24 protein-coding genes are annotated in these 22,409 nt (G+C 60.6%); 1 reads left to right on the top strand and 23 read right to left on the bottom strand.

The features are described 5' to 3' along the window. The 23 genes from VLY20_05800 to ndhC all read right to left on the bottom strand — a co-directional run. Positions 1-436 (bottom strand): short chain dehydrogenase (locus tag VLY20_05800; protein ID HUK56153.1); only part of this gene is annotated, 436 nt, incomplete at its 3' end. Between the two features lie 138 nt (positions 437-574). Further along, positions 575-1,048: a cytochrome gene (locus VLY20_05795; protein HUK56152.1), complete on the bottom strand. Its 474-nt coding sequence runs from the start codon at positions 1,046-1,048 to the stop codon at positions 575-577. Between the two features lie 60 nt (positions 1,049-1,108). After that, positions 1,109-1,468 (bottom strand): hypothetical protein, encoded by a 360-nt coding sequence (locus VLY20_05790; GenBank protein ID HUK56151.1) that lies wholly within the window; start codon positions 1,466-1,468, stop codon positions 1,109-1,111. Positions 1,469-1,662: 194 nt separating this feature from the next. Next, positions 1,663-2,202, bottom strand: a complete 540-nt coding sequence (locus VLY20_05785; GenBank protein HUK56150.1) for a cytochrome c — start codon at positions 2,200-2,202, stop codon at positions 1,663-1,665. Positions 2,203-2,351: 149 nt separating this feature from the next. Next, entirely contained in the window at positions 2,352-2,852 is a 501-nt protein-coding gene (locus VLY20_05780) for an isoprenylcysteine carboxylmethyltransferase family protein (protein HUK56149.1), read from the bottom strand. Positions 2,853-2,976: 124 nt separating this feature from the next. Then, a complete protein-coding gene (locus tag VLY20_05775; protein HUK56148.1) occupies positions 2,977-3,273 on the bottom strand; it encodes a hypothetical protein in 297 nt (98 codons plus the stop codon). Between the two features lie 93 nt (positions 3,274-3,366). Then, a complete protein-coding gene (locus VLY20_05770; protein HUK56147.1) occupies positions 3,367-4,209 on the bottom strand; it encodes an aldo/keto reductase in 843 nt (280 codons plus the stop codon). A gap of 21 nt (positions 4,210-4,230) precedes the next feature. After that, positions 4,231-4,764, bottom strand: coding sequence for a hypothetical protein (locus VLY20_05765; GenBank protein ID HUK56146.1), 534 nt, complete (start codon positions 4,762-4,764; stop codon positions 4,231-4,233). Between the two features lie 56 nt (positions 4,765-4,820). Beyond that, a complete protein-coding gene (locus VLY20_05760) occupies positions 4,821-6,272 on the bottom strand; it encodes a hypothetical protein (GenBank protein ID HUK56145.1) in 1,452 nt (483 codons plus the stop codon). A 35-nt stretch (positions 6,273-6,307) separates the two neighbouring features. Beyond that, a complete protein-coding gene (locus VLY20_05755; GenBank protein ID HUK56144.1) occupies positions 6,308-7,750 on the bottom strand; it encodes an NADH-quinone oxidoreductase subunit N in 1,443 nt (480 codons plus the stop codon). Then, entirely contained in the window at positions 7,747-9,246 is a 1,500-nt protein-coding gene (locus VLY20_05750) for an NADH-quinone oxidoreductase subunit M (GenBank protein HUK56143.1), read from the bottom strand. The genes VLY20_05755 and VLY20_05750 overlap by 4 nt, the downstream gene beginning before the upstream one ends. Positions 9,247-9,280: 34 nt before the next feature. After that, positions 9,281-11,209 carry an NADH-quinone oxidoreductase subunit L gene (gene nuoL / locus VLY20_05745; protein HUK56142.1) on the bottom strand — a complete coding sequence of 643 codons (1,929 nt, stop codon included), beginning with the start codon at positions 11,207-11,209 and terminating at the stop codon, positions 9,281-9,283. Beyond that, positions 11,209-11,514, bottom strand: a complete 306-nt coding sequence (nuoK, locus tag VLY20_05740; GenBank protein ID HUK56141.1) for an NADH-quinone oxidoreductase subunit NuoK — start codon at positions 11,512-11,514, stop codon at positions 11,209-11,211. The genes nuoL and nuoK overlap by 1 nt, the downstream gene beginning before the upstream one ends. A 16-nt stretch (positions 11,515-11,530) precedes the next feature. Next, positions 11,531-12,037 (bottom strand): NADH-quinone oxidoreductase subunit J, encoded by a 507-nt coding sequence (locus VLY20_05735; GenBank protein ID HUK56140.1) that lies wholly within the window; start codon positions 12,035-12,037, stop codon positions 11,531-11,533. 103 nt (positions 12,038-12,140) lie between these two features. Beyond that, the gene (nuoI, locus tag VLY20_05730; GenBank protein HUK56139.1) at positions 12,141-12,674 is read right to left on the bottom strand and encodes an NADH-quinone oxidoreductase subunit NuoI; all 534 of its coding nucleotides are present in this window, start codon (positions 12,672-12,674) and stop codon (positions 12,141-12,143) included. Between the two features lies 1 nt (position 12,675). After that, entirely contained in the window at positions 12,676-13,698 is a 1,023-nt protein-coding gene (nuoH, locus tag VLY20_05725; GenBank protein HUK56138.1) for an NADH-quinone oxidoreductase subunit NuoH, read from the bottom strand. Positions 13,699-13,789: 91 nt separating this feature from the next. Beyond that, the gene (gene nuoG, locus VLY20_05720) at positions 13,790-16,513 is read right to left on the bottom strand and encodes an NADH-quinone oxidoreductase subunit NuoG (GenBank protein HUK56137.1); all 2,724 of its coding nucleotides are present in this window, start codon (positions 16,511-16,513) and stop codon (positions 13,790-13,792) included. Between the two features lie 33 nt (positions 16,514-16,546). Further along, positions 16,547-17,857, bottom strand: a complete 1,311-nt coding sequence (gene nuoF / locus VLY20_05715) for an NADH-quinone oxidoreductase subunit NuoF (GenBank protein HUK56136.1) — start codon at positions 17,855-17,857, stop codon at positions 16,547-16,549. Between the two features lie 251 nt (positions 17,858-18,108). Then, positions 18,109-18,636, bottom strand: coding sequence for an NADH-quinone oxidoreductase subunit NuoE (gene nuoE / locus VLY20_05710; GenBank protein ID HUK56135.1), 528 nt, complete (start codon positions 18,634-18,636; stop codon positions 18,109-18,111). Positions 18,637-18,708: 72 nt separating this feature from the next. Beyond that, the gene (gene nuoD, locus VLY20_05705; GenBank protein ID HUK56134.1) at positions 18,709-19,851 is read right to left on the bottom strand and encodes an NADH dehydrogenase (quinone) subunit D; all 1,143 of its coding nucleotides are present in this window, start codon (positions 19,849-19,851) and stop codon (positions 18,709-18,711) included. Between the two features lie 130 nt (positions 19,852-19,981). After that, on the bottom strand, positions 19,982-20,497 hold the full coding sequence (locus tag VLY20_05700) for an NADH-quinone oxidoreductase subunit C (GenBank protein ID HUK56133.1): 516 nt from the start codon (positions 20,495-20,497) through the stop codon (positions 19,982-19,984). Continuing rightward, positions 20,494-20,973 carry an NADH-quinone oxidoreductase subunit B family protein gene (locus tag VLY20_05695; protein ID HUK56132.1) on the bottom strand — a complete coding sequence of 160 codons (480 nt, stop codon included), beginning with the start codon at positions 20,971-20,973 and terminating at the stop codon, positions 20,494-20,496. The genes VLY20_05700 and VLY20_05695 overlap by 4 nt, the downstream gene beginning before the upstream one ends. Next, positions 20,964-21,335 (bottom strand): NADH-quinone oxidoreductase subunit A, encoded by a 372-nt coding sequence (gene ndhC, locus VLY20_05690; protein HUK56131.1) that lies wholly within the window; start codon positions 21,333-21,335, stop codon positions 20,964-20,966. The genes VLY20_05695 and ndhC overlap by 10 nt, the downstream gene beginning before the upstream one ends. Before the next feature lie 591 nt (positions 21,336-21,926). On the opposite strand from ndhC, the gene VLY20_05685 reads away from it, so the two are divergent. Then, the coding region (locus VLY20_05685) for a hypothetical protein (GenBank protein ID HUK56130.1) at positions 21,927-22,409 on the top strand (483 nt) is incomplete at its 3' end.

Raw genomic sequence — 22,409 nt, 5'->3', positions numbered from 1 at the left:
CGCGCGGCAGCTCCAGGGCCGCCGCGCGGACGAAGCCTTCGATCCCGGCATTCACGGGACTGATCGCCGCGCTTCCCGGCATGGGTTCAAGGCTCAAAATGCCGCTGGTCAGCGTGAACGATCCCCCTTTCGAAATCTGAGGAAGCCCCAGCCGCACCACGTTGATCTGGCCCATCAGCTTGTTGGAAAAACTGAGCTCGAAGTCCTCGTCCGTCAATTCAATCAGAGGACCGAATTTCGCGAGCCCCGCGGCGCAGACCACGGCGTCGAAAGGGGCCACGGCGTTAAAAAGTTTTTTGATGGAATCGGGAGAGGCGAGATTCACCTGATAGTCCCCCTTCCGGTTTCCCACGCGAACCACGGTGTGGCGCTGCGCCAAGGCGGCGGCCACCGCCGTTCCGATCGTCCCCGTCGCCCCGATCACAATGATTTTCATACCGCACCTCCGATCATTAAATCATTCCGTCTTTCATCCCATCATCCCCGCGCGCGAGGCCGGAGGGGAGCCTTCCGGGATTTAAGTAAAGTGTCCCCGGAATTCCGAGTTTCCTCCTCCAAGCAAAGCGAGCAACCGCTAGGCGATCTCGATGGCCTCCGCCGGATCTTTTGCGGGGAAGACCTTCTTCGGATCCAGGCTTTGAAAAAACCGGATCGCCGGCTCGTCGCTCGTCAGAAGGATCACCGCTTTTCCGGCTCTCACGGCGAGGGCAATCTCCGAGGCGGTCCCGGCGCTCATACCGCAGGCGATCACCAGATCGCTCGTGAGGGCATTGATATTGTTCCGGCCGCTCCCCATGCCGGTGACAATAGGAATGTCGACCGCGGGGGAGGCGCCCTGACGATCGGCCGTCGGAAGAACGCCGATCACGAGACCCCCCGCCTCCTTCGCCCCGCGGCTGACCGCGTCCATGACGCCGACCGAGAGTCCGCCGCTCAACACGGCCCACCCCTCAAGCGCGATCCGCCGCCCGAGTTCACGGGCGTTTCGGCAATCTTCCTCGCTTGCGGAATCTCCCGGTCCCATCACCCCGACGATGATTTTGGCCATTCCATCCTCTCAGCGATAAAGAGCAATATCTAAACCCTACCCCGCCCGCGCGCGAGGGTGTTACGGCTTACTATATTTCTGAATCTCTATTAACGCTTCTCTTGCAGATTTCTCAATCTTTGAACAAACGGTCTTCGCTGACTCAGGGCATTTTGTACCGCTGTTGACGATGATATTTTCAACATCAGATTTGTCAGCGGTCGCATCAATGTGTTTTACTACGAATACAAAAAATTCCTTATCGGATGATGAAAGCTTAATAAGCGCCTTTAATTGACTCCACTGATTTGAAAGCAATCGTACGACCACATCAGAATATCCATCGGCAATAGCTCCGTCATCACAGAACCGAAACTTCTTAAACGATTTGTAAACATCTTCCCAATTAGTCAGCCGTGAGACCGAGCTTTCGGCTTCCATCGCTTCAGCCTTCGTACAAGATCCCTCTTCGGCCACTGCATTACCGCAAAGGAAAGCTATTGATAGTATAAATATTAATATATTCATTTATAAATACACGCAACAATTTTATAAAAAATTAATACTTTCAGAAAGCAATACCGAATTCGAGACTAGAATGCCGCGCCCGAAGTCTTTCATGGACTCTATTTCTTTTATTTACCCTTGAAGGTCCGCACGTATTGGGTAAGCGTCCAAGCCTCGTTATCAGTAATAAGAACACCTTTAGGAAGAGTATGTATGTTGGTCAATGGCATAATGCCAGTACCTGGGATTCCATACCTGATGACCCAGAATATTTCTCCATCCGTTTTGCAATCTTGGAATTTTGGATTCGTGAGATTTCGAGGAGCGGGATCCAGAGATTTTGCTTTATCTCCGTCCCCTTTGCCGCTCAAACCATGACAGGTAAAACAGGTCCCCTTGCCTTCGTATATAGCTTTTCCATCATCAATAATTTTCAGACTGGAAGGAAGCGGGTTTTTCATGGCCTTTACTTGAGCGAGCAGTTCAGATGGCACGAGCACTTTACATGGATCATTCTCAACCCCACCTGTTGCGAACACAGGTAAGGAGCCGAGACTGATAGTGACCATAATTGGGATAGCGATAAAACTCTTCATTAAAGAACGCGGATAACGTGACGGACACTGGATGGATGAGTTTTGAGAGATGAACAAAAAGAGGCCGGGCATGGACAATTCCTCTCCCTCCGCCAGATGGCGCCGCGTGAAAGTTAGAGTCGGCAGGATCGGCCCGCGACGGAGGAATGAGGAGGATTATACCGCTTTAGGCGGGACGGGTCAATATTCCCATCGAAGACGGATGACAGGACGCGCGGCGTTTAGACGGCATCGGTTTCCTCAGCCCTTCCGCCGATTCTCGGAACCCATTTCCCCGTTCTTTTCTTATAGCGTCCATACTCCTCTCCGAACCTCGCCAGCAGCACTTCTTCCTCATAGCTCGCAATGGAATTGTGGAAAAGAAAGATCCCCGCGAGCAACGCGAGGGAGAGAAGCGATCCCGTCGAGATCGCAAGTCCGAGGTAGGTCAGGAGGCTTCCCAGATAGATGGGATGCCTTACGTATTTGAAGGCTCCGGTCGTCACCACGCCGGCCGGACGCTCGTCCGGACGGACGACCCCGTGCGCGGAGCGGACAAGATAGACGGCGCCGGCCAGAGAAAGTCCCAGGAAGACCAGCCGGACATACAGCGGCACGAAATTCGAGAGGGATGTCGACAGGTGAAGGACAAACGAGTCCACTACCCAAAGAACCAGAAACAAAGCAAGGCAGAGCAACTGGCCTAGGTGGCTGAAAGGATGTTCGCCGTTATCGACCCGCATCTTTGATTCACTCGAACCACCGGCGGCAAATACGCACCCCCCGCCCATCCTCTCTATTGAACCTATATATAATGATGCAGATCGAATATACGCGTCGGGGCGGCGAATCCGATCCGCCGATGAACTACGGGGTCTTGGGACCGTCCGGGCCGCCCTGTCCCGGGCCTCCCGGACGGCGCTGTTGCATCCGGGCACTGTTGTTTTGCATGCAGGTCTTTATATCTTCCTGACTCTTGGTTTTATCGACGCAACTCTTCAGCAGTTGCATGTTGGCGATCCGGGCGTCTAACATCTTTAGAATCGTCGCCTTCCTTTGATCGAAATTGGGGTCGGCCCCCTGGGCCGGCGGAGTCCCTTCGGCGGCGATGACGGGTGACGCAACGGCAAGCCAGAGCATGGCGGCGATGGCGGTTTTTTTCATGACGTCTCCTTTCGAGTACCCATGGAAGGTTCGGAGTCCCGGAGTTCTTAGAATGGCCGGTATCCTCAGGTTTTTATATTGCGGTGCCCATCATTACACCGCGATCGTTTCAATCAACTTCGTTTCATCCGGGGTGAGTTCCAGGTTCAGGGCTTCTAAATCCTCCTTCATGTGCCGCTCGCTCGTCGTTCCGGTCAACGGCAGAATCCCGATTTGCATCGCAAAGCGGAAGATGACCTGAAGAGGACCCGTCCCCAGGCGCAGGGCGATCGCCGCGATGTCCGGATCGCCCAGGATATCCCGGTTCGCGGTCAAGAGCGAGAAGCCCTGATAGATGATCCCGCGGGCCCGGCAGACCTCCCGGACGTCTTGGTCCCAGCCCGTAACGGCATAACAGCGGTTCTGCACCACCATGGGCTTGACGGCCGCCTTCTCGCACAGCAGTCTTAATTGTCCGGCGTTGACGTTGGAGATGCCGATCATCTTCGCTTTGCCCGACCGATGGATCCCTTCCAGCGCGGCCCAAACCTCCCAGTCCTCCGCTCCCAGTCCCGCGCGTGAATAGGGTCCGTGCAGGACATAAGAGTCGATGTAGTCCGTATGAAGGTGTTTCAGCGAGCTTTCAAAGGACTGTCCGACCTGGGTGGTGATATCCGCGGAGGCGTCATAGGGCGTGCGATGGTCCTGGCCCCCGGCCGGCGTAAACTTGGTCTGCAGAAAAAGCGCTTCCCGCTTGACGCCCTTCCGGCCGAGCGCAAGCAGGGCCTCGCCCACGAGGGCTTCATCGTAATGGATGAGCTGATTGGCCGTGTCGACGGCGGTGAAGCCCGAAGCAACGGCCAGCTGAACCAGTCTCGCGGTGGCCTCCTTCTTCCAGGCGGTTCCGTACAGAAAGGAAGGGATGGCGACGTTGTTATAGGCCGTAAATTTAATCATAAGAAAATAGGGGGTCCCTCGTCACGGCAGATAGAAGTTCACCGTCACGCCCGAGCTGAAGGTCCCGAACTGCGTTTCGTTCGCTCCGCTCCCGTTGACGTTGTGGATGTCGGAGATGCCGACCCCGACCTGGGCGTCGACGCTGACCTGCTTGGCGAAGAAATACTCCACGCCGAAAACGCCGTCGATCTCGAAGGTCTTCTCCGACTCGACGTCCGTTCCCCCGCCGGAGCCCACGACGACGTCGTTCCGCTTGAAGGAGGCCTCCCCGCCGACGAAGGGGGCCAGGTCGCTTCTCCGGAGGTATTTGCGGACCCCGGCCGACAGGCTGTAATCCGTCGTGCTTTCGTCGTTGCTTGCGTGGGCGATGCCGATTCCCCCCAGGACCGCCAGGTCGTTGTTCGGAAAAACTCTTCCGGAAATCTCGACGCCCCGGTCGACAATCCCGAACGAAAGGGCCTTGGCGCCCGACTGGAGGCTGTTTTCGGCCAGGGCGGCCCCGGCCGTCAACAGACCCGCCCCCGCCGCGATGATGAAGATCTTGATGAATTTCATGAGCATGTCCTCCAAATTTGTTTTACGAATAATATACAATAAAAGGCGTCCCGGGTTCAAAAGGTGTAGCTCAGTTTCGTCGAGACCTTGATCATGTTGTTGACCCGCGGATCGCTGAACAGGACCGTCCAGGCCTTGCCGGATATGAGGAAGCCGAAACCGCCCGTCAAGACGAGGTGCGGGTCCAATTGCCAGGCGGCGTTGGCGTCCCATTCCCAGCCGAGACTGCGCGAGGCCTGGGCCGCCGGTTCTTCCGTCAGCCGGGCCCAGATCCCGGCCAGCTCGGCGCGGAACACGGCGTCCGGTCTAAAGCCGATCGCCAGTTTGGCCGCGGTGAGGCCCCCGATGTTCCCGCCGTCCCGATCGCTCGTCGTCTCGTTGTTCACAAGGATGTTGCCCAGGACGAAATTGGGGGAGATGGCGTTGATGTTCATCTTGCCTCCGTTCGGCGGAAGGTCGGCGGCCTTCTGTCCGGTCGTGTACAGACCGGTCAGAAGCGCGTCGAGCCGGCCCCCCGTCCAGCCGAACTCTCCGAGGGCGTTTCCCCCCTTCAGCTTGACATCGCGCCCGGACGGATTCAGAACGGTGGGATCGTTGGTGTGGATCGTGCCTTTGAGGAAATCCAGCTCGGTGGCCCAACGCAAGGATGCCCCCTGACGATCCATGGCCCATCCCAGGGTCGCGACCGTCGCCTGGTCGTCTCCGAAATTGGAAACCGGACAGTCGGCGGAAGTCCCGATCCCGCACGGGGCGAAGAACGCGGTCTGGCCGAAGGAAAGGTTCGGTCCGCGGTCCTTCAGAAACAACGCGAAGAGGCTCGATTTGAACGCGGCCGTCGGGTCGATGTTGAAATCGGCCAGATAGGCCGACGTGCTCCCGGTCCCGTTGGCCGTGTTGTCCAGAAATAGATCCATGACGGTGAAGCTGGCCCATCCGATCGGGATCGCCACCGCGACGGCGTCCGCCGTGTCGTCCAGGATCATCGCGTGGCCCAGGGTGACGGCCTGGCGGCCGATGACCAGGTGGGCCGCCGGCCAGCTGATCCGGAGATACCCTTCCCTTAGGTCCACGGTGTTCAAACTCTGGCCGAAACCCTGGCTCCCCAGGATCCGATCGCCGGTCCCGTTGCCCGTCAACGGGGCGTTGAGCGTGGCCGCGTCCCGACCCTGCCGCCCGTTGAAGAAATCGACCAGGACCACGCCCGTCACGATGTCCTCGGTCGCCATGATCTTCAAGCGGAAGCGGGCGTCGGCGAAGGACTCCTGGTCCTTGCAGCTGTCGTCGGCCGTTCCCGGCACCCCGTCCGGCCCCCGGCAGGGGCCCACGCCGTTGCCGCGGGGATCGGTCATGTTATTGTCGTAAAAATATCGCGTGAGGAACTCGCCGCCGAACTTGACGTCGGCGTCGGCCGCCGCAGTCCCGACCGCGCCGAAAACGGCGATTAGGATCAACAGGGATCTCAAAGCCCGCGGTGAACGATTCAACCCGCGCCGCAACAATCTAACCATGGAATTCACTTCAACCATTCCTCCGCTTCAAACGGTTAGCGCAACTTGAGCACGGCCTGCTGGGCGTAATCCAAAAACGGGCTGGGATAGATTCCCAGCAGCAGCACCGCCGCGGCCGCGACGGCCAGGACCACGACGGCCCCCCGCGGGGCCACGAGCTGGACCGCCTGGTCGGGCTCCTTCATGTACATTACCATCACGACCCGCAGATAGAAATAGGCCGAGACGGCCGTGAAGACCACCCCGAGGACGACCAGCCAAGTCAGGTGCGCGTTGACCGCCGCCATGAAAATATAAAACTTCGCGACGAAGCCGGCCGTCGGCGGGATCCCGGCCAGCGAGAACATGAAGATCAGCATCGCGAAGGCCGTCAGCCGGTCTTTGCGGGCCAGGCCCGCGAAGTCGCGGATCTCGTCCCCTTCGACCCCTTCCCGGCGGAGCAGCGTCACGACCCCGAAGGCGCCGAGGGTCATGAAGGCGTAGACCAGCATGTAGAGCATGAGGCTGAAGATCCCGAGCGCATCGCCGACGATCAGGCCGATCAGGGCGTATCCGGCGTGGGCGACGCTGGAGTAGGCCAGCATCCGCTTGATGTTCGTCTGAACCAGCGCCACGACGTTTCCCGTCACGATCGTGACGACCGAGAGGGAAATCAGCAGCGGCCGCCAGTCGGACTGCATCCCGCCCAGGGCTTCGATGAAGACCCGGATGAAGACGGCGAAGCTGGCCGCCTTGGAGCCGACCGAAAGAAACGCCGTGACCGGCGTGGGGGCCCCTTCATAGACGTCCGGCGCCCACATATGGAACGGAACGGCCGCGATCTTGAATCCGAACCCCACCACGAGCAGAATCATCGCCAGGATCCAGGCCGGACTCTGGAGCTCCGTTCCCCGGAGATGGAGTGCCAGGGCCTGCAGGTTGGTCGTCCCGGACAGCCCGTACAGCAGCGAGATTCCGAACAGGAGTATCCCGGTTGAAAAGGAGCCCAGGATGAAGTACTTGGCCGCGGCCTCGAGCGATTTTTCCTCGAAGCGCTTGAAGCCGGCGAGGATGTAAAACGTGATCGACATCAGCTCCAGCCCCAGGAAGACCGTGATGAGGTCGGAGGCGGACACCAGGATCATCATCCCGCAGGTGGCGAACAGGACGAAGGCGTAATACTCCCCCAGGTGGATTCCCTCGCGCTTGAGATAGCCCATCGAGAGCAGGATCGTCATCGCGGCCGCGACGTAGAGGAGCAGCTTGAAGAAATTGCCGAAGGGATCCAGGACGAACATGCCGTTCAGGACCGAAAGATCGGTCCACATGACGCGCGACGTCCCCCAGAACGCCAGGCCCAGCGCCGCGAACCCGAAATAGGCCAGGACGTCCCGGCGGTCTTTCGGAAGAAACGGCTCGATCAGAAGGACGGCGCAGGCGTAGACCGCCACGATGATTTCGGGAAGCACCGCGCCGATGTCGGCGACCGAAAAATTCATGGCCGCGTCCAGACCTCCGAAAGCTGAAGCGGCGCGGCCACGTTGACCTGCGTCAGGAGATGGTTCACGCTGGCATGCATCAGGGACAGCAGCGGGTCGGGATAGAACCCGATGGCAAACACCAGGACGACGAGCGGGACGAGGATCGCCATCTCGCGCCCACCGAGGTCCATCAGCCGCGCGTTGTCGGACGTCGTGATCGGCCCGAACAGGACGCGCTGGACCATCCAGAGAAGATAGACCGCGGCCAGGATGACGCCCAGCGTGGCCGCGACGGCGATGCCGGCATGCGTCATGAAGGCCCCCAGGAGCACCAGAAACTCGCCCACGAAACTGTTCATCCCCGGGAGGCCCAGCGACGAGAGGGCGAAGATCGAAAGCATCGCGCCGTAGCGGGGCATCGGCCGCGCGATCCCGCCGTAGTCCGCGATCTGCCGGCTGTGCGTCCGGTCATAGAGCATGCCGACCAGGAGGAAGAGCGCCCCGGTCGTGATCCCGTGATTGACCATCTGGAGCAGCGCGCCCTCGATGCCCTGGGCGTTCAGGACGAAGATCCCCAGCGTCACGAACCCCATGTGGGAGACCGAGGAGTACGCGATCAGTTTTTTGAGATCCGTCTGGGCCAGCGCCATGTACGCGCCGTACAGGATCGCGATCGCCGAAAGCGCCAGGACGATCCCGGTGAAGGACCGCGAGGCCTGGGGCACCATCGGGAGGCAGAAGCGAAGGAAGCCGTATCCCCCCATCTTCAGCAGAATGCCGGCCAGGATCACGCTGCCGGCGGTGGGCGCCTCGACGTGCGCGTCCGGAAGCCAGGTATGGAAGGGAAACATCGGAACCTTGATCGCGAACGCGAGGAAAAAGGCCCAGAAAATCCAAACCTGGACCGCGGCCGGATAGGGCTGGCCCATCAGATGGAGGATGTCGAAGGTCCGCCCCCCGGAAAAGTACAGCACGATGATCGCCACCAGCAATAGGAGGCTTCCGGCCAGGGTATACAGGAAGAACTTGATCGCGGCATAAATCCGGTTGGGGCCGCCCCAGACTCCGATGATCAGGTACATCGGGATCAGCATCGCCTCCCAGAAGACGTAGAACAGGACGAAGTCCAGCGAGACGAAGACGCCGATCATGGCCGCCTCCATCACGAGAAGGGCGATCATGAACTCCTTCACCCGTGCGGTCACGGCCGTCCAGGAGGCCAGGACGCAGATCGGCGAGAGCAGCGTCGTCAGCAAAACGAACAGGAGGCTGATCCCGTCCACGCCCACGGCGTATTCGATATGAAACGACGGGACCCACGGAACCCGCTCGACGAACTGCATCCCCTGCGAGGACGGATCGAAGGACCCGAGAAGCGGGATCGAGACGAGAAAAGCGGCGACGGTCAGGCCCAACGCGATCCGGCGGACGCCGGCGTCGTTGCCGGGGAAAAAGGCCAGGACGACCGCCCCCGCCAGCGGAAGAAAGATCAGGATGCTCAAGAGATGTCCCATATTCCCGTTCATCGGTCGATGTTCATTCCCCGCCTTATTGCACGATCAAGTAAACCGTCAGAATCACGAAGGTGCCCACCATCATCACCAGCGCGTAATGCTGGAGCTGGCCGCTCTGAATGAGACGGAGGATCCGGGCCCCGGCCAGGGTCTCCCTCCCCACCCCGTTGACCGCTTCGTCGATGGTATGAACGTCCACGGTCCGCCAAAGCCGGTCCGCGAGGCGGCGTGTCGGCCGGACGATGACACGGTCGTACAGTTCGTCGAAATACCATTTGTTCAGCGAGAGCCGGTAAAGCGCGGGCGCGCGTGTCGCCAGCCGTTCCGGCAGTTCCGGCCGGGTCAAATAAAAATACCGTGCCGTCATCCAACCGGAGAGGGCCGCCGCGACCGAAATTCCCATCAACGGGAGAAGGAGGCTCGCCTGTCCGGAGACCGGCTCGGACGACCCGCCGGGGGAGAGCAGCGGACCGAGCACGGCCTCGATCCCGTTTAGACCCTGAATCGGCAGCCCCGCCCATCCAACCGTCACCGACAGAACGGCCAGCACGACCAGGGGGACCGTCATCACGGGCGGCGACTCGTGCACGGAGGCCGCCGTCTTCGGATCGAGCCGGGACGCGCCGTGAAAAACGGCGTAGATCAGACGAAAAATGTAGAAGGCCGTCAGGAAGGCCGTCGCGACCCCGACGCCCCAGAACAGAATCCCGGCCCCGCCGGAGAGAAAGGCCCGGACCAGGATTTCATCCTTGCTGAAAAAACCGGCGAGCGGCGGGATCCCGGCCAGGGCCAGCGCGCCGATGTAAAAAGTCCAGTAGGTCACGGGAAGCCGTGATTTCAGTCCGCCCATCTTTCTCAAATCCTGCTCCCCCGCCAGCGCGTGGATCACGCTCCCGCAGCCGAGGAAGAGGAGGGCCTTGAAGGCCCCGTGCGTGAGCAGGTGGAAGATTCCGGCCGTCGACGCCCCCAGGCCGCAGGCCATCACCATGTAGCCCAGCTGGCTCACGGTCGAGTAGGCCACGACGCGTTTGATGTCGTTCTGGGTCAGCGCGATCGTGGCGGCGAACAGGGCGGTCGCGGCCCCCGTCGCGGCCACGACGCTCATCGCCGCGGCGGACAGGCTGAAGATCGGGATCAAGCGGGCGATCATGAAGACGCCGGCCGTCACCATCGTGGCCGCATGGATCAAGGCCGAGATGGGCGTCGGGCCCTCCATCGCGTCGGGCAGCCAGACATGCAGCGGAAGCTGGGCCGATTTTCCGACCGCGCCCATGAAAAGCAGCAGGGCAACGAGCGTGACCGCTTGAACGTCAAACCCGGCGACCGTGATCACCTCGCCCGCGTGCTTGGGCAGCTCGGCAAACACCCGGTCGTAGTCCAGCGAACCGACGAGGCGGAAGACGAGGAAAATCCCGAGCGCGAAACCGAAATCCCCCACCCGGTTGACGAGGAAGGCCTTGGTGGCGGCCGCCGCGGCCGCGGGCCGCTCGTACCAGTGGGCGATGAGCAGATACGAGCAAAGACCGACCGCCTCCCAGAAGACGTACAGCTGGAGCAAATTGGAGGCCGTCACCAGCATCAGCATCGAAAAGGTGAACAGTCCGAGGTAGGCGAAGAAGCGGGCGTAACCGCGGTCGCCGCGCATGTATCCGACGGAATAGAGATGAACGAGGGCGCTCACGATCGTGACGAGCAGCAGCATCACGGCCGTCAGGGCGTCGATATGGATACCGATCGAGGCCCGGAAGCTTCCCGAAACGGCCCAGGTGTACAGGGGAAGGTCGTGCGGGCCGCCCGAGAGAACCGAGCCGAAGGCGATCAGCGAAAACAGCAGCGAGCCGAACGCCGCCGGCACCGCGATCCAATGGGCGCGGGAACCGAAGCCCCGGCCGAAAAGGTCCCCCAGTCCGATCACCACGAAGGCCGCAAAAGGAAGGAGAGGAATGAGCGCGTCCGTCGTCATCACCCTTTCATCAGGTTGATGTTCTCGATTTGGACCGTGGCCTTCCCGCGGTAGAGCGCGATGATGATGGCCAGGCCGACCACCACCTCGGCCGCGGCCACCGTCAGGACGAAAAAGACAAAGACCTGGCCGTTGAGGTTCCGGAGGTAATGCGAAAACGCGACGAAGTTGATGTTGGCCGCGTTGAGCATCAGCTCGATCGAGAGCAGAAGAACGATGATGTTCCTCCGGATCAGCACTCCGACGACGCCGATCAGGAAGACCACCGTGCTGAGCATCACGTAATACGACAGCGGAACCATCATTCCACCGATTTCTTTCTCACCGGTCGAACATCCCCTTTTTCGCCAGAATGATCGCCCCGATCATCGCGAGCAGAAGGATCATCGAGGCCACCTCGAACGGAAACAGATAGGTCGTGTACAGGGCCCGGCCGATTCCTTCCGTGTTTCCGGCGAGGGAGGCGGCGGGCGCGGGGTCCGACGGGACGCGATCCGCGAACCCGGACCGGCTCACGACGAGGACGGCCTCGATCAGGATCGCCAGCCCGATCGTCAGACCGACGAGATACTGCGTGTGATAACTCTCTTCACCGCGCAGATTGAGCAGCATCACCACAAAAAGATAAAGAACCAGAATGGCGCCGGCATAGACGATGATCTGGACGGCCGCGATGAACTCGGCGTCCAGGAGCACGAACAGTCCGGCCACGTGAAAAAACATGACCAGCAGCGAAAGGGCGCTGTTGACGGGCTTCCGCGACGCGACCACCCCGGCCGCCGTCAGCACGATCATGCCTGCGAAATACGAAAACAAGACCGTTGTCATGGCGTCTTCATGGATGGAGCGCGGGGGCCGACCCGACGGCGCTCGAACCGAATCGACGGTTTTGATCCGGCACGGAAGGAACAGGCCCGACAGGCGCGACGCATCATTTGGCGGGATAGCCGCGATGCGCCACGTTGAAGAAAGCCGCGTGGGGATGCTGAAATTCGACGCGCGTCTCCCGGACCGGAAAGGCCCTGTCCCCGATGGCCAGCAACTGTTCCTTGCGGAGCTTCAGGTTGCGCTTGTCGTACGTCGCGTATTCGAACTCTTTCGTCATGCCCAGGGCGTTGACCGGGCAGGCCTCCACGCACAACCCGCAGAAAACGCAGCGGGTCATGTCCATGGTGTATTCCCTGGCGTAGCGTTTGAGCGGCTGGCCCTCCACCTCGGCGCTGATCACCGTGATCACGCGCGACGGGCAGGCCGCCTCGCACAGATCGCAGCCGACGCATTTCTCGGTCCCGTCGTCGTAGCGCAGAAGCGCGATGAACCCGCGGTAGCCGTTGGGGAGCACCCGTTTTTCGTGGGGGTACTGGATCGTGATGCGGCGGATAAAAAGATGCTTGAAGGTCGCCGCCAACCCCGCCAGGATCTCCAGGAACAGGACCTGTTGGATGAATCGCTTCAAACGGACCATTTTACGCCCTTACAAAATACAAGACCGCCGACGTGACCAGGATGTTGGCCAGCGCCAGCGGGATCATGATCTTCCAGCCGAACATCATGAGCTGGTCGTAGCGGAGCCGGGGCAGCGTGCCGCGGATCCAGATGTAGAAAAACAGGAAGAGGTAAACTTTCCCGACGAACCAAAGGATCGGCGGGATGAATCCCAGGGCCTCGAACGGCGCGTGCCAGCCGCCCAGGAACAGGATCGTGGCGATGCAGGAAACGAGGATCATGTTAGCATATTCGGCCAAAAAGAAAAAGGCAAATCGCATCCCGCTGTACTCGGTGAAGAAGCCGGCCACCAGCTCGCTTTCGGCCTCCGGAAGATCGAAGGGCAGGCGGTTCGTCTCGGCGATCGCCGAGATCAGATAAATCACAAAGGCCACGAACTGCGGGAGGATGAACCAGTGCAGCAGACCCCCGCCCTGGGCCTCCGTGATCTTGACGAGGCTCAGCGAGCCCGCCAAAAGCAGCACGCCGACGATCGAGAGGCCCAGCGACAGCTCGTAGCTGATCACCTGGGCCGCGGACCTCAGACCGCCCAGAAGCGAATATTTGTTGTTCGAGGCCCAACCGCCGAGCAGGACGCCGTAGGCCCCGATCGAGGCGAAGGCCAGGATATAGAGAATCCCGATGTTGATGTCGGTGATGTAGGGACGGAAGGTCAGGCCGAAGATATGGATGGGATCCCGTCCGAAGGGGATCACGGCGAAACCGATCAGGGCCGGGACCAGAACCAGGATCGGCGCCAGTGTGAAAATGATCTTGTTGGCCTGGGCCGGGACGATGTCTTCCTTGAAAAAAAGTTTCAGGCCGTCCGCGATCGGCTGCAGCAAGCCGTGGTAGCCCACCTCCATCGGACCCATCCGGTCCTGCATCCATCCCAGGATCTTCCGTTCAAAATAGGTCAGATAGGCCACGTGAAGCAGCACCGTGACCATCACGACCCCGATTGTGACGAGCACCACGATTAAATTCAACGCGATATTCACCATTCATCCGTCTCCAGAATCCTTGTAAGGGCGCCGCTTCCTGCCCGTCCGGCTGGCGGGGCCGCGCCCGGACCGGGCAGGGCAAGCCCTGCCCCTACGTTATCTTTTCAATGATGACCTCGGCCGTCTTGAACGTCGGGACCCGGGACTCCTTGTCCAACTCGACCGTCAGCAGATCCTTCACCGGCGGCTCGTTGAACGACTCGGGGAAGAAGACCATCCCGGGCGGATATTTCCCGTCGACCCGGACCGCGACGTCGACCGATCCCGGCCCCGAGGTCGAACGGAGCCGCACCGCCCCCCCTTCCGACACCCCGAAGCGCTCGGCATCCTCCGGCGCCATGTAAAGAAACGGCCGGTCCTGAATCTTGGTCAAGCCGTCGGCCTTAAGGGACATTTTTCCGGAATGGAACAACAACGGCCCCATCACAAGATCAAAGCGCCCGTCGGACGACGCGGGGCGCTTCTCCGCGGGATCGAGACGATACCGCACCGAAATCCCCTCGGTCAGCCGCCCGCCCAGATACCCATCCGCCGCGACGGCCGGCTCCGACCGTCCCGGGATTTCCCGCCAGCCGGGCCCGCCTGGCCGGCAGGCAGGCCAGAGCCGGGCGATCTCGTGCGAAATTTCGGCGCCGTCCTGATACGCCAGCGGATGACCCATCTCGAACGCGATCTGGGAGAGGATCTCAAAGTCCGGCCGCGCCCCGTGGACCGGCTCGATGGCCTTCCGCACCGGCTGGACGCGTCCCTCCTGATTCGTAAAGGTCCCGTTCTGCTCGGCAAAGCTCGCCGCCGGCAACACCACGTCGGCCCGCTTCCCGGTCTCGGTCAGAAACAGGTCCTGGCTTACGACGAACTCGGCCGCCGCCAGCGCCTCGGCCGCGCCCGCCGAGGCCGGCAGAGTCCCGACCGGATTCTCGCCCATCAGATAGAGCGCCCGGATCCTTCCTTCCCGCGCCGCGCGGAGCATTTCGATCATCGTGAGTCCCGGCCCGGTCGGGATCGTCTCCTTCCAGGCCCGTTGGACGCGTTCCCGATCCGACTCAAGGTCCAAGCGGCCCAGGCCGGGCAGACGGTCCGGAACGCAGCCCATCTCATAGGCGCCCATCTCGTTATTTTCTTCATACAAGGGGGCCAGGCCGCATCCCTCCGCCGTCAGCTTCCCGGTCAGAAGGGCCAGGTCTCCTAAAACGCGGACGGTTTCATACCCGTCCCGCGCCCGGACGATCGACTCCCCGAAGACGATCACGGCCCGGGAGGCCGCGGTCCATTCCGAGACGGCGGCCCGGATCTCGTCGTAGCCCAGACCCGCGGCCGACTCGATCTGCTTTGAAGACAGCTTCGAAACCGCCTCCCGCAGCGGGGCGATGGAAGAAGGCGCGGACGCCTTCCCCTGCTCCAGCGCGGCCTTCACCATTCCGATCGCGACGGCCCGCTCCGCGCCCGGGCGATGGGCCAGATGGCGCGTCGCCAGGTTGACGATGTGGCTCAACGTGCTGATCCGCGGCCGGAGCGGGGAGCCGACGATCAGCTTCGCGCCCTTCTTGGCCGCGGCCTTGACCTTCAGCCCGACGATCGGGTTGGAATGGGTGATGTCCGTGCCGATCAGGAAGATCAAATCGGCGCCGGCGATCTCCTCGTACGAGGAAAGCCACCGCGGCGTTCCGACCAGCTCGGTCAGCGCCCGGGCCGCGTTCACCATCCCGTAGCGCACGCTGCTGTCGACGTTCGGGCTGCCGAGGACGAGCCGGACGAATTTCTGAAAAACGTAGAGATTCTCGTTCGTGCAACGGGCCGAGGCCAGCGCGCCGACGGCCGCGCCGCCGTGCCGGCCCTTGATCCGGCCGAATCCTTCCGCGACGCGTTCCAAGGCTTCTTCCCAGGACGTTTCGACCAGCGGAGCGTCCCTCCGGCCCGCCTCGCGGACCAGGGGCTTCGTCAGACGCTTCGGGCTGTTGACGAAGGGGTATCCGAAATAGCCTTTCGCGCAAAGGTCCCCCTCGTTCCGGCCTTTTCCCCAGACCGTCTTCGTCTCGTTCCCCCAGAACGAGGTCACCTCGATCACCTCGCGGGTCTGCGGACGGCTTTCGAGCCGGAGCGAGCAGCCGTCGGCGCAATAGGCGCAGGTCGTCTCGGTCCGGGTCAGCATCCAGGGACGGTATTCATAGAGCGGCAGACGGTTGAGGAGCGCGCCGACCGGACAGATCTGGACGCAGCCGCCGCAGAACTCGCAGTCGAGCGGCTTTTCGGCGTAATGGCCGATCTCGATGTGATACCCGCGGTTGACGGAGGCCAGGGCCTTGGAATCGATCACCTCGTCGCAATAGCGGACGCAGCGCATGCACTGGATGCAGCGGTTCATCTCCTTTTCGATCAGCGGGCTGAAAAAATCCTTTTCGTAAATCCGCTTCTCCTCCTTGTACTGTCCGTAGCCGGTGTATTTCTGCGAGTAGTTCTGGAGCGGGCATCGGCCGCCCTCGTCGCAGATCGGACAATCCAGGGGATGGTTGGCCAGCAGGAAGTCCAGCACGCCCTTCCGGGCTTCCTGCACGACGGTCGTGCCGGTGTGGACGACCATGCCCTCGGAGACGGGCAGGGAACAGGAGACCTGGAGCTTGGGCATCTTTTCAACCGCGACCAGACACATCCGGCAGTTGCCGTCGGATTTCAATTTCTGGTGGTAGCAGAAAAACGGGATCTCGATCTCCAGCTTCCGCGCGGCCTCGATCACCAGCGTGCCCTTCGGGACCTCCACCGCCCGGCCGTCGATCGTTAATTTCACTGTATCGGTCTTGGTCTGGACTGAATCAGACAATCCATCCTCCTTGCGCGTCGCCCCTACCGGATTCTAATGTCCCCCGATCGAAATCAGCGTGCCGTTCCGGTTTCCGACCAGGCACTTTTTTTCCTTGATATGGTATTCGTAATCCGACCGCCAGTGCTTGAGCGTGCTCAAAATCGGCGCGATCTCGGCGTCGCCGAACGCGCAGACCGTCTTGCCGCCGATGCCGTTGCAGATCCGGACCAGTTGATCGAGGTCCTCCATCCTTCCATGGCCGTGCTCGATCCGCCGCATCATCTGGACGAGCCACGAGGACCCCTCGCGGCAGGGCGAGCATTTCCCGCAGGTCTCGTGCGCAAAAAATTCCATCAGGTTGAGCGCGGCCCAAACCATGCAGGTGTCCTCATCCATGACGGTGACGCCGCCGGAGCCGAGCATCGAGCCGACCTGGGCGATCGCTTCGAAATCCAGCTTGACATCCAGCGAATCCCCGGTCAGAAACGCGGCGGAGGCGCCGCCGGGGATGATCGCCTTGATCTTCTTGTTTCCCCGGACGCCGCCCGCATGTTCATGAATCAGCTCCCGAAGCGTGATCCCCATCGGCACCTCGTAATTGCCCGGCCGGTTCACATGCCCGCTCACGGAGAAGATCCGCATCCCGGGACTCTTGGGCGGCGAGCCGAGCGACGCGAACCACTCCGCGCCCCGGTTCACGATATGCGGAAGGTTGCTCAGCGTCTCGACGTTGTTGATCACCGTCGGCTTTCCGTAAAGGCCGTGCATGGCCGGAAAAGGCGGCTTCGTCCTCGGAAGACCGCGCTTGCCCTCGATCGATTCCAGAAGCGCCGTCTCCTCGCCGCAGATGTAGGCCCCGGCGCCGCGATGGAGGAAGATATCGATTCCGGTCCCGCTTTTCAAGATTTTTGGGCCGACATAAGCGGCCCGGTAGGCATCCGCCAGGGCCCGTTCCAACACCCGGCCTCCGTAGACGAATTCCCCGCGGATATAAACGTACGCAACCTTGGCCCCGATGGCGTAGGCCGCCAGGATCATCCCCTCGATCAACTGGTGCGGGTCCCGTTCGATCAACTCGCGATCCTTGAACGTCCCCGGCTCGCTCTCGTCCGCGTTGCAGCAGAGGTATTTCGTGACGGACGGGTCCTTGGGAAGGAAGTCCCATTTCATCCCGGTCGGAAAGCCCGCGCCGCCGCGGCCGCGAAGGCCGGAGCGCTTGACCAAATCGGTCAGCTGCGCCGGGGAATATTCCTTGAGAACTTTTCGGACCGCAAGATAGCCGCCCTGTCGTTCGTAGTCGGCCAGGCTTCCGGTGTAGCCGGGAACCTCAAAATTCTTATGAAGCATCTTTTCGTATTTCATAATGTCCGTCCGCTCAAAACCATCGGCGGGTCCTGTCCTTCGGCAGCCCCGTTCATTTCGTCGCCGTTTGGTACTGGGCCCGAGAGGCGACTCGGCTTGCGTTTGGGGCCGCCCGGCTTGGCGAAGGACGCGGCCCGTCAGGGCCAATTTTCCGTTGAGCTTCTTCGGAAAATTGAGCGGCCGAGCCTTGGCCGGGTCAAACGAAAGCCGCCGGAGCCGCAGGACCCGGTGCCAAACGGCGACCTATCGGATCAATTCTCTCCCATCGGCTTCGGGACCGGCGGATCGCCGCGTTTCAGGTCGTCCAAGATCCGGTCCATCTTTTCCCGCGTCAATTTTTCGTAAAACACCCCGTTGACCTGCATCACGGGCGCTGTTCCGCAGGAGGCCAGACATTCCACCGTTCTCAAGGTGAACAGCCCGTCCGGCGTCGTTTCGCCGACCTCGATCCCCAGCCGTTGTTTGAGATGGCCCAGGACCGTCTCCGACCCGACCAGCGCGCAGGACAGCGTCCGGCAGAACTGGATCAGGTATCGGCCCACCGGCCGGTCGTTCAACAAGGTGTAGAACGTCAGGACCTCGTACACCTTGGGGGGCGTGAGGTCGAGCAGTCGCGCGACCATGACCGTCACCTCTTCGCTGATGTACCCGAACTCGGCCTGGGCCAGGTTCAGGACCGGGAGCAGCGCGGACCGCTTGTCCGGATAGTGCGTCAGGATCTCCTCGATCTTTTTTCGGGCCTTCTCCGAGAATTCCGGTTTTTTCGTTTCGGGATTCATGATTCACCATCGGGCGGACACAGGGGTCCGCCCCTGCTCCCCTTACTCCTCACTCCTTACGCCTCACGGCGTTCAACGATCGCATTCCCCCATCACGATGTCGTAGGTTCCGAAGATCGTGACGATGTCGGCGATCATGTAGCCGCGGGCCATGTGATCGAAGGCCCCCAGATGAACGAAGGACGGCGACCGGATCTTCAAGCGGTAGGGCTTCGGCTCCCCGTCGCTCACGATCGAAAAACCGAGCTCGCCCTTCGGGGCCTCCGTGGCGCAGTAGACCTCCCCCTTGGGCGGGCGAAAGCCCTCCGTGAAGATGATGAAATGGTGAATGAGACTCTGCATGTCCTGCATCACTTTTTCCTTGGGCGGGGCCACCACCTGCGGAACGTCCGTCAGGACCGGACCCTCCGGAAGCTGATCCAGACATTGCGCGATGATCCGCGCGCTCTGTTTCATCTCCTGCATCCGGATCCAGTACCGGTCGTAGGTGTCGCCGTTGGATCCCAGCGGAACCTCCCAATCGACTTTGCCGTAGGCCGCGTACGGCGCGGCCTTCCTCACGTCGTAGTGGACGCCGGAGCCCCGGAGCGGCGGGCCGGTCAGTCCGAAGCCGACGGCGTCCTCGGCCGAGATCACGGCGATGTCCTTGGTCCTCGAGATCCAGATCCGGTTGTTCATTAACAATCGGTCGTACTCGTCGATTTTGGACGGGAAGTCTTTCAGGAACTTTCGAAGAGTCGCGATCACGTCCGGCTTGAGATCGCCGTTCACGCCTCCGACCCGGAAATAGTTCATCGTCAGCCGCGCCCCGCAAATCCGCTCGAAGAGGTCGAGCAGGATCTCGCGCTCGCGGAAGGTCCAGAAGAAAATCGTCATCGCGCCGATGTCCAGCGACTGCGTCCCCAGCCAGAAGAGGTGGCCCACGATCCGCTGCATCTCGGCGATGATCGTCCGGACGTACTCCCCGCGCTCCGGGATCGAAACGCCGAGGAGCTTTTCAACGGCGCGGACGTACGCGAAGTTGTTCGACATGGAGCAGACGTAATCCAGCCGGTCGGTATGGGGGATGATCTGCTGATAGGTCAGGCCCTCGCACAGCTTCTCGACGCCCCGGTGGAGGTAGCCCAGGTCCGGCGTCGCCTTGAGGATCTTTTCGCCCTCCAGCTCCAGCACCACGCGGAGCACCCCGTGCGTCGCGGGATGCTGGGGGCCCATGTTCAGGAGAAGCTCCTCGCTCCGGCGGAGCGGGAGGTCCTCGGTGATCGGCCGCGGCTCGGTGTCGTGGAGGGGCGCCTCGTTCAGGCCCGTCGAGGGATTCTGTGGCGATTTGAATTCCATCCGGCGGCTACGTCTGCGGCTCCTCGGTGGGAAGGAACTCAAAGGTGTTGCGCCATCCCTTTCCCTCGGTGGGATATTCCTTCCGAAGGGGATGGCCGTCGAAATCCTCCGGCAGGAAGATCCGCCGGAGGTCGGGATGGTTCCGGAACCGGATCCCCATCAAGTCGTACACCTCGCGTTCCAGGAAACCGGCCGCCTTCCAAACCGGCCAGACCGAATCGATCTCGCAGCGATCTTCCCGGAGGACGGCCTTGAGTCTCAGACGGTGACGATTCGGGATGGAGTTCAGCAGGTAGACCACCTCGAAACGCTCATCAACTCCGGCCGACCGGCCGGAGTTGTCCACCGAGAAAATGTCCGAGAGCTGGTTGAACGCCGTCGAAGGATCGTCCCGCAAGAACCGGGCGATCTCGACGATCCGGTCCGGTTTCACGGTCACGGTCAACTCGTTCCGGAACTCGTTCTGCCCGATGAACTCGCTCGGAAACTTTTCCTGAATCTTCTGTGCGATTTCCGGATTCATTTTACAAAAACCTTTTCGTGCTTGATTTTTTCCTGAAGCATCATCAGGCCCTGGAGCAGCGCCTCGGGACGGGGCGGACAGCCCGGAACGTAGACGTCCACCGGGACGATCTGGTCCACCCCCTGGACGACGCTGTAACTGTTGTAATGATTCCCCGAGGTGGCGCAGGAGCCCATCGCGATGACGTAACGCGGCTCGGGCATCTGATCGTAGATCCGACGGATGACCGGCGCCATCTTCCGGCAGACCGTGCCGGCCACGATCATCAGGTCCGACTGCCGGGGCGAGGCGCGGAAGACGCCCGCGCCGAAGCGGTCGATGTCGTAGCGGGAGGAGACCGTCGCCATCATCTCGATCGCGCAGCAGGCCAGGCCGAAGGTCATCGGCCAGAGCGACGACTTCCGGGCCCAGTTCACCACGGAATCGACCGAGGTCGTCAGGACGTTGGCCTCGAACTGCCGGTCGATCAATCCCATTCCAAGGCCCCTTTCTTCCAGGCATAGAAATAGCCGACCAGCAACACCAGGATAAACACCGCCATCTCGATCAGGCCAAGCAGCTTCAGCTCCTTGTAGACCACGGCCCACGGATACAAAAAGACCGTCTCGATATCGAAGATGACGAAGATCATTGCGATGATGTAGTAGCGGAGCGGAAAGGGAATGCGGGCGTCCGAAAAAGGGACGCTGCCGCTCTCGTAAGGCGTCAGCTTGGCCTTGTACTTCCGGCTGGGCCGGAGGATCTTGCCCAGCACCAGCGTCACGCCGCCGAAGGCGAGCGCGATCGCGATAAAGACCAAGATCGGAAGATAATTGTTCGGGACAAATTCCCCTGGCATCATCAAACCTGTGTTAAATCCGGATCAATCTTTTGATGAGCATTGACTCGTTTGAAAAGATTAAACTCTCTCTAACTCTTTGAGTTCAGTATAAAACAGGCCGGACGCTTAAACAAGAGCAAACATCATAAGAAATCACGACGATATTGTCAAGGGAGAAGGGGGGTTAGTGAGTGGCCGGACACCGGCGGTCGGCTCAAAGGCCGGACGGCGGATTAAGTATGTCTAATGGGAGCCACATCCAACGGGGGGGCTTTCAATTCTTAACCATTGGAGCTTTTTCATTTGACAGACTCTTGGCAGTTTGTGGTAGCATCGCGTTATGGATTCAAAACGCTTGATAACGGCGATAGTTGCCTGCGGATTTTGCAGCGGACTTGGAGCCCACACCTTATCCTGTCCCCGTAATCAGGGCGCTCCCAGTTGCGAGATGGCAGAAGCCCCTCATACAGAACATCGGGACGGAAACGAGACGCGCGGCCAGATGCCCAATGTGCTTGAAGGATATTTAGCCATCACCGTTGTAACCTCAACCGCAGCAGACTCCGGTCAGAACTGGTTTATCCGGGGGCTGTAGTCGGATAAGTAGTCGTGCCCAAAAATCGTTTTACAGTAAAAAACTCTTTAAATGTCGAACAAGATATAGCCGTCAAAGCAACGCCGGATACCTGCCCCTGTTGCCATAAAGGGATTCAACCATCGTTCTGTTTTTCTTTTATCCACGACTCTGATACTCCAACCACAAGCGTAATTAATGCTGAAGTAGTGTTTCGATGCCCACTGCAGAAATGTCAACGGCTATTCATCGCCTATTATTCCGCTGCCGCATTGCGAGGTCAGTCAGTTATGGAATTTGGGTTAAACGGATTATTGCCTTATACGCATGAAAATACAAAATTCCCGGAGTCCGTTGAAAAACTATCACCGAAGTTTTGTGAAATCTATAATGAAGCAGCCTGGGCGGAATCCTTAAAGTTGTTGAACGTGGCCGGTCCTGGCTATCGAAAAGCTCTGGAATTTCTCGTGAAGGACAATGTTTGTGCGGAAGAGCCTGGTGAAACGGAAAAGATCATA

It is taken from the genome of Nitrospiria bacterium (assembly GCA_035517655.1).
Taxonomy (GTDB): domain Bacteria; phylum Nitrospirota; class Nitrospiria; order JACQBZ01; family JACQBZ01; genus JACQBZ01.
Note: the sequence above shows the minus strand (reverse complement) of the source record. Positions and strands in the feature narration are given on the sequence as shown.